Origin of the sequence: Bacillus sp. Brlt_9 (assembly GCF_051948935.1) — a bacterium.
Lineage (GTDB): Bacteria > Bacillota > Bacilli > Bacillales > Bacillaceae_G > Bacillus_A.
This window is the reverse complement of the sequence record NZ_JAYJLO010000028.1, coordinates 1-2,198: the sequence shown is the minus strand read 5'-3', so window position 1 is coordinate 2,198 and position 2,198 is coordinate 1. Positions and strand designations below refer to the sequence as shown.

Sequence of the window (2,198 nt, the reverse complement as noted above, 5' to 3'; positions counted from 1 at the left end):
GTTTTAAACTTCTAATCAGCCTCAAGTAAGTAATCCTTATTCTTTTGATCCCCTCATATTCATTTTCTTTCATTATTTTTGATCTGTAGTTTAAGATTTTCTATTTTATTTTTTGTAGAAGCGATCTGTCGGTATGTTAAAATAGTGCAGTTGTTTTTTGAGTACTTGAATATAAGAAGATTTAATTTTGAAAAAGGAGATAATATGAAAAAGATAGGTGTAATTACTATAGTAGTTTTAGTCCTTCTAGCAATTACTTATATGTTAGTCGGTAATTATTTTTATAATTATGCGTTGAATGCGAAACAAGAGAAAGAGTTTTTAGAGGATAATCCCCACTTAGTGGAAACAGTGAATGCATCGGGAGGTATGTTCGCTACAAATGAAGAAAAGGATGCGAACTTTGTATCAAATCATAAACCTAATACACGAAACATAAATTCTTTCGATAAGTTGAAATTAACAGGTTATGAATATATGAATGAACAATCTAGCCATAAATGGGCGATTGTAGTTCATGGATATGATAGTAAGGCATCGAAGATGACGAAGTATATCCGGAATTTTTATGAACAAGGCTATAATGTTATAGCGCCAGATCTTCGTGGGCACGGAAATAGTGAAGGCGATTATATAGGGATGGGCTGGCACGATCGTAAAGATATTTTGATTTGGATTCAACAAATTGTAAAGAAAGACCCTAATGCTGAAATAGCACTCTTTGGTGTTTCCATGGGCGGGGCAACTGTAATGATGACTTCAGGTGAAGAGCTACCTTCTAACGTTAAAGTTATTATTGAAGATTGTGGATACTCAACTGTTATTGATGAATTTACTTATCAACTAAAAGATTTATTCCGCTTGCCAAAGTTTCCTGTTATGAATGCAGCGAATACGGTTACTAAATTGAGAGCTGGGTACGATTTAGAAGAAGCTTCAGCTGTAAAACAAGTAGCAAAAAGTAAAACACCTATGCTATTTATTCATGGGGATGCTGATACATTTGTTCCTTATGAGATGTTAGATGAAGTATATAATGCTGCAAAAGTAGAAAAAGAGAAATTAATTGTTCCAGGTGCTGGACATGGAGAAGCGGAGAAAGTAGATTCAAATAAATATTGGAATACTGTATGGAAGTTCGTAGGGAAGTATATTCCGGCGTAATTAAAGTTGTTTCATGTTTATATACGATAATCAGAGGGATAATAGTTTATTCTTTTGATTATCGCTTTTTTATTAATATAGGTATCTACTGTATGAAGGGGATAGAGCAAAAACTTTTGGATTCCTTAATCTTAGTGCTACAATGATTGAAAACTACATGTTAACGAGGTGTTTCTATGAAAATTGAAGTGTGGTCAGATTTTGTATGCCCGTTTTGCTACATTGGGAAACGTAGATTAGAGATGGCTTTAGAGAAGTTTCCGCATAAGAAGGACGTTGAAGTTGAGTTTAAAAGTTTTGAATTAGACCAAAATGCTCCAATCTATTCTGGAACAAGTATTAATGAGGTACTTGCATCAAAGTATGGGATTAGTATTGAAGAGGCTAAGCGTAATAACGTACAACTAGGAAATCATGCAGCGAGTATGGGTTTAAGTTTTAACTTTGATGAGATGAAGCCGACGAACACTTTTGATGCACATCGTCTTGCGAAGTTTGCAAAGGATCAAGGGAAAGAAAAAGAGATTACGGAAAATCTACTTTTTGCATATTTCACAGAATCGAGAAATTTAAGTGATGTGGATACGCTTGTTACCATTGCTGAAGCTTCAGGTTTAGATAAGCAAGAAGCTTTACGTGTTATTCATGATAAAAGCGCATATGCAAATGATGTTAGAATTGATGAAGCGATTGCTCAGCAATATCAAATTTCGGGAGTACCTTATTTTATTATTAATCAAAAGTATGCTATTTCAGGTGCACAACCACTTGAAACTTTTATTGGTGCACTTCAGCAAGTGTGGGAAGAAGAGAATCCAACAACTAAGTTACAAGAGCTTTCTTCAGAAGGTGGAAGCGATATGTCTTGTACGGATGAAAGTTGTTCAGTACCTTCAAAAGAACAATAGTCTTTATTATGGAATAGCAACCCATAGAGTATTTTATGGGTTGCTTATCTATTCTTATAGAAGAGGTATGTAAATAAGGTTTTAAAAAAATGAAGTTTTTTATAAAAACGTATTGACGATTACTAC

2 protein-coding genes are annotated in these 2,198 nt (G+C 33.9%); both read left to right on the top strand.

Annotated elements, in window-relative coordinates; translation table 11 throughout:
- Positions 1-204: 204 nt before the first annotated feature.
- Entirely contained in the window at positions 205-1,164 is a 960-nt protein-coding gene (locus tag VF726_RS31455) for an alpha/beta hydrolase (protein WP_440174136.1), read from the top strand.
- Positions 1,165-1,340: 176 nt separating this feature from the next.
- A complete protein-coding gene (locus VF726_RS31450; RefSeq protein WP_440174134.1) occupies positions 1,341-2,072 on the top strand; it encodes a DsbA family oxidoreductase in 732 nt (243 codons plus the stop codon).
- Positions 2,073-2,198 lie beyond the last annotated feature (126 nt).